This window comes from Streptomyces sp. NPDC091271 (assembly GCF_044757505.1).
Taxonomy (GTDB): domain Bacteria; phylum Actinomycetota; class Actinomycetes; order Streptomycetales; family Streptomycetaceae; genus Streptomyces.
Map to the genome: position 1 here is coordinate 1 of NZ_JBIVVD010000013.1, position 7,551 is coordinate 7,551.

Sequence of the window (7,551 nt, forward strand, 5' to 3'; positions counted from 1 at the left end):
GGCCCGGACGCCACCCCCCACGACGCCCGCACCTACATCCACACCGCCCTCTCCACCAACAGCCTCGCCACCCTCCACCACGCCAAAGCCTTCGCAGAGAACCAGCGCCGGCCGTGACCCCGGGCACCGCCACGCTGAACACGGACGTCGTGGTCGTCGGCGCGGGGCCGGCCGGGCTCATGCTCGCCACCGAACTGCGGCTGGGCGGAGCCCGGGTGGTCGTGGCCGACGACCGGTCAGGACCCACCACCCAGTCGCGCGCATCCACCCTGCACGCCCGCACGATGGAGATCCTGGACTCCCGGGGCCTGCTGGCCGCACTGGGCCGTCCACCCCGGGAATCACGCGGCCACTTCGGCGGGCTGCCCATGGACCTGACTCCCTCCGGACCGCTCTCCGGCCCGTACCCCGGACAGTGGAAGGTCTCTCAGACCCGGACCGAGGAACTGCTCCAGGAACGGGCCGCCGTCCTCGGCGCCGACCTGAGACGGCGGCACAGGCTGCTCTCCCTGGAGACGTACGCGGACGGGGTCACCGCCCGGACCGAGGGGCCCGGTGGAAGGCCGCTGCTCCTGCACGCCCGGTACCTGGTCGCCTGCGACGGCGAGGAGAGCACCGTGCGGCAGCTCACCGGGGCCGAGTTCCCCGGCCGGGACGCCGGACGCGAACTGCTGCGCGCCGACGTGACCGGCGTCCAGGTCGCCGACCGCCGCTTCCAGCGGCTGGAGCGGGGCCTCGCGATCGCCGCAACCCGGAACGGGACGACCCGTGTGATGGTGCACGAGTTCGGCCGCGAGGCCGTGCCCCGTGAGGGGGGCGCGCCGGACTTCGCCGAGGTGGCCCGGGTGTGGCGGCGGGTCACCGGCGAGGACATCTCCCACGGCACCCCGCTGTGGGTCAACGCCTTCGGTGACGCCGACCGTCAGCTGGCCGGCTACCGGCACGGCCGGGTGCTCTTCGCGGGCGACGCCGCCCACCGGCAGATGCCCAGCGGCGGCCAGGCTCTCAACCTCGGCGTGCAGGACGCCTTCAACCTCGGGTGGAAGCTGGCCGCGGTGGTACGCGGCAGCGCCGGTGAGGAACTGCTCGACACCTACCACCGGGAGCGCCACGCGGTGGGCCGCCGCACCCTGACGAACATCCGGGCCCAGGCGTATCTGCTGCTCGGCGGACCGGAGGTCGAACCGGCCCGCGCCCTGCTGGGCGAGCTGATGGCCCTGGAGGACGTGAGGGAGTCGCTGGCCGGCACGATCAGCGGGCTCGGCATCCGGTACGACACCGCCGAGGGCCACCATCCTCTGCTCGGCCTACGGCTTCCGGACGCGATCCTCGTCGATGCCGATGCCGATACCCGGATCGGGGTCGAGGCGGAGGCCGGAGCCGTGGCGGGCACCGGGGCCGGGGCGCCGGCGGCGGTCGAAGGCGCCCTGCGCACCACCGAACTGTTCCGCTCCGGCCGGGGCGTGCTCCTGCTCCTCGGCACGGACGGCGCCGGGACGCTGCGGGAGACCGCCGCGCCTTGGGCCGGCGCGGGCCGGATCACCGTCACCGACGCCCGCCCCCGTGCCGGACAGGTGGCGGAACTGCCCGGCGGGGAAGCCCTGCTGGTCCGGCCGGACGGATATGTCGCCTGGGCGGGGACGCGGGCCGAGGGTCTGTCCGAGGCCTTGCGCCGCTGGTTCGGCGTGCCGGCCGCCACCGCGCGCACCCGGTCCCGGCCCGGCTCGCACCCGGCGACCGCCGGAGCCTGACGCCTCCCCACCGGACACTCCCGTCCGCCCCGCACACCGACCCACCCAACCGATACGCGCTGACGCGCACGAGCAAAGGAATCCCATGGACGCGGAGATCGACGTGGACGTCATCGTCATCGGCGCCGGGCCCACCGGCCTGATGCTGGCGGGGGAACTGCGGCTGGGAGGGGCGAGCGTCGTTGTCGCCGAGGCGCTGGAGCGGCCCACCGGCCAGTCGCGCGGCCTCGGTTTCACGGCCCGCGCCCTGGAGTCCTTCGACCAGCGCGGTCTCGTTCCTCGATTCGAGGGCCTGGAGACCAGCCCGATGGGTCACTTCGGCGGAGTGGTGTTCGACTACACCGTCCTGGAGGACGCCCACTTCGGAGCCCGGGGCATCCCGCAGTCCGCGACCGAGGCGGTCCTGGAGGAGTGGGCCGGGGAGCTGGGCGCCGACATCCGCCGGGGTCTGGTGTTCCGCTCTCTCACCCAGGACGACGACGGAGTCACCGTCACCCTGACGGGCGCGGACGGCGCCGGGCACCGGTTGCGCGGCCGCTATCTGGTGGGCGCCGACGGCGGTCACAGCGCCGTGCGCAGGGCCGGCGGCTTCAACTTCCCCGGCACCTCCGCCACCCGGGGCATGTACCTCGCCGACGTGGTCGGCTGCGCGGTCAAGCCGCGTCCGCTGGGCGAGCGACTCCCCGGCGGCATGGTGATGGCAGCACCGCTGAGCGAGGGCGTGGACCGCATCATCGTCTGCGAGGACGGCACCCCGCCGGCCGGTCGGAGCGAGAACCCGGAGTTCGCCGAGGTCGCCGCCGCCTGGCAGCGGCTGACCGGAGAGGACATCTCGGGCGGCGGGGCCGACTGGGTCAGTTCCTTCACCGACGCCACCCGGCAGGTCACCGCATACCGCCGCGGCCGGGTACTGCTCGCCGGAGACGCGGCGCACATCCACCTCCCGGCCGGGGGCCAAGGCCTCAGCACCGGTGTGCAGGACGCGGTCAACCTCGGCTGGAAGCTGGCCGCGACGGTCCGTGGGCATGCCCCGGAAGGACTGCTCGACACCTACCACGAGGAGCGGCACGCGGTGGGCGAGCGGCTGCTGTCCAACACCCGCGCCCAGGGCACGGTCTTCCTGGGCGGCCCCGAGTCCCAGCCGTTCCGGGACCTGTTCGCGGAACTGATCGGCTACGACGAGGTGAAACGGCACCTGGCTGGTTCGGTCAGCCACCTCGACGTACGGTACGGCGCCGGATCGGGCGCCGCCGGGCCCTGGCTCACCGAGCATCGGCTCACCGGGCGCCGGCTGCCGCCGCGGGTGCTGGAGACCCCCGCAGGACCGGTGCGCACCCCCGGACTCCTGCACTCCGGGCAGGGCGTGCTGCTCGACCTGGCCGGAGACGCCGCGCTGCGCGGGACAGCAGCCGGGTGGAAGGACCGCGTGGACACTGTCACCGGCATCCCGCGCGAGGCGGACGCCTTCGGGGGCGCGGCCGCCCTACTGGTCCGGCCGGACGGGTACGTCGCCTGGGCAGGCGCGGACACGGCCGGTCTGGCCACCGCCATGCGCCGCTGGTTCGGTGCTCCGGGCTCCCCGGACCTGACATGAGCGCCGCGGAGCTGCTCCCGTCCGCGAAGACGGCGCAGGGGACACGGGCCGAGGAGCCGCAGGCCGCCCCCGTACCGCCGGATCGCGTACGGCCGGGGCCCGTGCCGGTCACGATGTCACCCGGGGTGCGTCCCGTCGTCCTGCAGGCCGGGGACCTCACGCTGTCCGCGCTGATGGCCGAGCCGGCCGGCCCGCCCCGTGCCACTGTCGTCGCGGTGCACGGCGGCGGGACCGGCGCCGGGTACTTCGACGGCCAGGCGCACCCGGACGTCTCGCTGCTGACCCTGGGCGCGCGGCTCGGATACACGGTCGTCGCCCTCGACCGGCCCGGCTACGGCCTGTCGGCGGCACAGGCCCCGAGCGGCCGGTCCCTTGCCGAGCAGGCCGTCGCGGTCCGGGCGGCGCTGGCCCACCTGAGTGGCCGTCGCGAGACGGGTGCCGGGGTGTTCCTGCTCGCGCACTCCTTCGGCGGGAAACTGGCCCTCACCTATGCGGCCGCCGACACCCCGTCCGGTCCTGGCCGCGCCGGCACCACCGAGGCCGCACCACCGCCGCTGCTCGGTCTCGACATCTCCGGTCTCGGCCGGGACTACGCGGTCGACCCGGCCGGCCTGGCCCGTCTCCACGAGCGCCGCAACTGGGCCCGGAACTGGGGTCCGTTGCGCTTCTACCCGCCGCGGACCTTCCGCGAGGCATCCGCCGTGGTCGCCCCCGTACCGGCTCGCGAGCTTGCGGATGCCGCGGAGTGGCCGGGCCGTTTCACCGTGGCGGCAGGCCGGGTCCGGGTCCCGGTGCGGCTGACCTTCGCCGAGTGCGAACGGTGGTGGCGCCACGACGGGGAGACGGTGGCCGGTCTCACCGCGGACTTCACCTCGGCACCGCGCGTCCGTGTCGACCGCCAGCCCGGTGCCGGTCACAACATCAGCCTGGGCTGGCAGGCCCGCGCCTACCACCTGCGGGCCTTCGTGTTCTTCGAGGAGTGCCTGGCCCGGCGTCCCGCCCCGCGTCCGTCCCGTGCCACGGAACGGACGGACCTGTGACGGGCGCGGGCGCCGTGTTCCGCTCCGCCGCCACCGCGTTCGGACTGCTGACCTCCTCCCTCGCCGCGGGCCCGCTGTTCGCGGCCGTGCCACCACCACCCGCCGGCGCCGTCCGGCGGCACGCGCCGGCCCCGGAACCGTGCCGGTTTTCGTCCTCCTGGAGACGGCCGCCGGTCACCGGTCGCCCTGCGTGCCCACCCTGTCCACCGCACCGGAAACGGAGATCCGCCGATGGGGATCGCACCACCCGCCGACACGTCCGACGCCACCCTGCCGCCCACCACCGCCGCGCCGCCTTCCGACCCCCTTCTTGAACTGGCCGCGCGCAAGGCCCTGGCGCAGGCGGGCGAGGACCCCCGGGCCACCGAACGGCAGCACGCCAAAGGCAAACTGACCGTGCACGAACGCTTCGCGCTGCTGCTGGACAAGGGCAGCTTCTGCGAGGTCGAGTCCTTGCGCCGGCACCGGGCGACCGGGTTCGGCCTGGAGGCCCGGAAGCCTTACGGCGACGGTGTCGTCACCGGCTGGGGGACGGTCGAGGGCCGGACGGTGTTCGTGTACGGGCACGACTTCCGGATCTTCGGCGGGGCGCTGGGCGAGGCCCACGCGACGAAGATCCACAAGATCATGGACATGGCCATCTCGGCCGGCGCCCCGCTGGTGTCGCTGAACGACGGCGCCGGAGCCCGTATCCAGGAGGGCGTCTCCGCGCTCGCCGGATACGGCGGGATCTTCCAGCGCAACACCCGGGCCTCCGGTGTCATCCCGCAGATCAGCGTGATGCTCGGCCCGTGCGCGGGCGGCGCGGCCTACAGCCCGGCGCTGACCGACTTCGTCTTCATGGTCCGTGAGACCTCGCAGATGTTCATCACCGGACCGGACGTCGTCAAGGCGGTCACCGGCGAGGAGATCACCCAGAACGGCCTCGGCGGCGCCGATGTGCACGCCGAGACCTCGGGCGTCGCGCACTTCGCGTACGACGACGAGGAGACCTGCATCGCCGAGGTCCGCTACCTCCTGTCGATGCTGCCGCAGAACAACCGGGAACTGCCGCCCGTCGTCTCCTCCGCCGACCCGGCGGACCGGCCCGGGGACGCCCTGCTGGACCTGGTGCCGGCGGACGGAAACCGTGCCTACGACGTCCGGGGTGTCATCGAGGAACTCGTGGACGAGGGAGAGTACATGGAGGTGCACGCGGCCTGGGCGCCGAACATCGTCTGCGCGCTCGCCCGCGTCGGCGGGCACCCGGTCGGCATCGTCGCCAACCAGCCGGCCGCCATGGCGGGCGTCCTGGACATCCGGGCCAGCGAGAAGGCGGCGCGGTTCGTGCAGTTCTGCGATGCGTTCAACATCCCCCTGGTCACCCTGGTCGACGTTCCCGGCTTCCTGCCCGGCGTCGACCAGGAGCACGAGGGCATCATCCGGCGCGGCGCCAAGCTGCTGTACGCGTACTGCAATGCCACCGTGCCCCGGATCTCAGTCGTGCTGCGCAAGGCGTACGGAGGTGCCTACATCGTCATGGACTCCCGTTCCATCGGTGCCGACATCGCGCTCGCCTGGCCCTCCAACGAGATCGCGGTGATGGGCGCCGAGGGCGCCGCCAACGTCGTCTTCCGGCGGGAGATCGCCGCCTCGCAGGATCCCGCGGCGACCCGCGCGGAGAAGATCGAGCAGTACCGGCGGGAGTTGGTCCACCCGTACTACGCGGCCGAGCGCGGCCTCGTGGACGACGTGATCGACCCGCGCGAGACCCGGTCCGTGCTGGCCAGGTCGCTCGCCATGCTCACTGCCAAGCACGCCGACCTGCCGTCCCGCAAGCACGGCAACCCGCCCCAGTGAACACCGGAGGAACCGTGTCCGAGACCCCGGACCGCATGCCGGGCGCCGAGTGGAGCACCCCGGCCGCCCCAGCCCTCCCGGACCTCGTCGCCGGCACGGCGGCCGGGTCCGCGTGGCTGCGGCTGGAGCGTGGCTGCCCCACCCCCGAGGAGCTGGCCGCCCTGACAGTGGTCCTGGCCACCCTGAACGCGGGGGCGGACTTCGGACCGGACGACATGGCCCGCCGCCGGCGGGTGGGCGCCCGGTGGCGCCGGCCGGAGCGGATGACGCGCGCCGCGGGGCCGCGCAGCTGGCGGTCGGCGGTCTGACGGGGGGCCGGCGCCGCACGCCCGCACCCGCCGCTGAAGACCCGCGCGCCCGCACCCACCAGGAAAGGCGGCGGTGGGGAGGAGCAGCCGTTACGGGTTGCTCCTCCCCACCGCCGCCGCGACCCGGTCCCGCAGCACCGCTCGCACTCCCGGCTCCATCCGGGCGATCCGCTCCACCGCGTCCCGGGCGTACAGGAACTCCTCCGGCACCGACCGCAGCGTCACCCGCTGGTCCCCGGAACCGGACAGCGCGACCGCGGCGACATGGCCCCGGCACAGCGGCACGTTCCCCACCACCCAGCCCGGCGGGCGGGCGGGGAGGTCCGTCGCGCTCAGGCAGTCGAGGCCCGGCGCCCGCGCGAGGCCGGTGCCGAGCCCTTTCAGATACGCCTCCTTGCGCGTCCACAGCCTGCCGAAAGCGGCCGTGCGCCACGGGTCGGGGAGAGCGAGGAGTTCCCGCCGCTCAGCGGGGTGGAGCGCCGGTAGGCACGCCCGTACGGTCTCAGCCGTGGGAACGCGCTGTACGTCGGCGCCGATCCGGACGGCCGCCACCGCCACCAGGGCCAGTCCGTGGCTGTGTGAGAGGGAGAACTGCGGAGCACCGGCCACCCCGAGCACTTTCGGCCGTCCCTGACGTTCACCGTCCACGCCGTACCGCTCGCCCGCCACCGGGATCCGGCCGGGCGCGATGCCCGTGTACGCGGCGAGGACCCGGCGCAGTCCCACGTGCGCGGCGAGGTAGGTCTGGCGGTCGCGGGCGCGCAGGTAGGAGGCGGCCCGCTCCCGCTCCCGCGCGTCGAGCTCATGGCCGGGAACGTCACGGGGAGAGGCGGGCGGCGGCAGCAGCCACACGTCCACCTCTCCCCTCCGGACGGCGAGCGAGCCCGCCGTCCCCTGTCTCACCGCTCGTTCTCCCGGCCCTCCGCGAAGGCTTTGGCGTGGTGGAGGGTGGCGAGGCTGTTGGTGGAGAGGGCGGTGTGGATGTAGGTGCGGGCGTCGTGGGGGGTGGCGTCCGGGCC

General features: G+C 74.3%; 6 protein-coding genes. 5 read left to right on the forward strand and 1 reads right to left on the reverse strand.

Translation table 11 applies throughout. The features are described 5' to 3' along the window. Window positions 1–113: 113 nt before the first annotated feature. The 5 genes from ACIQM3_RS36440 (at window position 114) to ACIQM3_RS36460 (ending at window position 6,532) form a co-directional block, all read left to right on the forward strand. The gene (locus ACIQM3_RS36440; protein WP_401632407.1) at window positions 114–1,751 is read left to right on the forward strand and encodes an FAD-dependent monooxygenase; all 1,638 of its coding nucleotides are present in this window, start codon (window positions 114–116) and stop codon (window positions 1,749–1,751) included. An 85-nt stretch (window positions 1,752–1,836) separates the two neighbouring features. Further along, on the forward strand, window positions 1,837–3,345 hold the full coding sequence (locus ACIQM3_RS36445; RefSeq protein ID WP_401632410.1) for an FAD-dependent monooxygenase: 1,509 nt from the start codon (window positions 1,837–1,839) through the stop codon (window positions 3,343–3,345). A 113-nt stretch (window positions 3,346–3,458) separates the two neighbouring features. Further along, a complete protein-coding gene (locus ACIQM3_RS36450; RefSeq protein WP_401632421.1) occupies window positions 3,459–4,385 on the forward strand; it encodes an alpha/beta hydrolase in 927 nt (308 codons plus the stop codon). A 231-nt stretch (window positions 4,386–4,616) separates the two neighbouring features. Next, a complete protein-coding gene (locus ACIQM3_RS36455) occupies window positions 4,617–6,224 on the forward strand; it encodes an acyl-CoA carboxylase subunit beta (protein WP_401632412.1) in 1,608 nt (535 codons plus the stop codon). Window positions 6,225–6,238: 14 nt separating this feature from the next. Then, complete coding sequence (locus ACIQM3_RS36460; protein ID WP_401632415.1) at window positions 6,239–6,532, forward strand: acyl-CoA carboxylase epsilon subunit; 294 nt, start codon at window positions 6,239–6,241, stop codon at window positions 6,530–6,532. A gap of 90 nt (window positions 6,533–6,622) precedes the next feature. Here the strand turns inward: ACIQM3_RS36460 and ACIQM3_RS36465 are convergent, their stop codons facing one another. Continuing rightward, window positions 6,623–7,435, reverse strand: coding sequence for a 4'-phosphopantetheinyl transferase family protein (locus tag ACIQM3_RS36465; protein WP_401632418.1), 813 nt, complete (start codon window positions 7,433–7,435; stop codon window positions 6,623–6,625). Window positions 7,436–7,551: the final 116 nt, after the last annotated feature.

Bases quoted from the DNA above. Each gene is read 5' to 3' on its own strand.
- ACIQM3_RS36445 (WP_401632410.1), top strand. From the start codon at position 1,837: ATGGACGCGGAGATCGACGTGGACGTCATCGTCATCGGCGCCGGGCCC.
- ACIQM3_RS36450 (WP_401632421.1), top strand. From the start codon at position 3,459: ATGTCACCCGGGGTGCGTCCCGTCGTCCTGCAGGCCGGGGACCTCACG.
- ACIQM3_RS36455 (WP_401632412.1), top strand. From the start codon at position 4,617: ATGGGGATCGCACCACCCGCCGACACGTCCGACGCCACCCTGCCGCCC.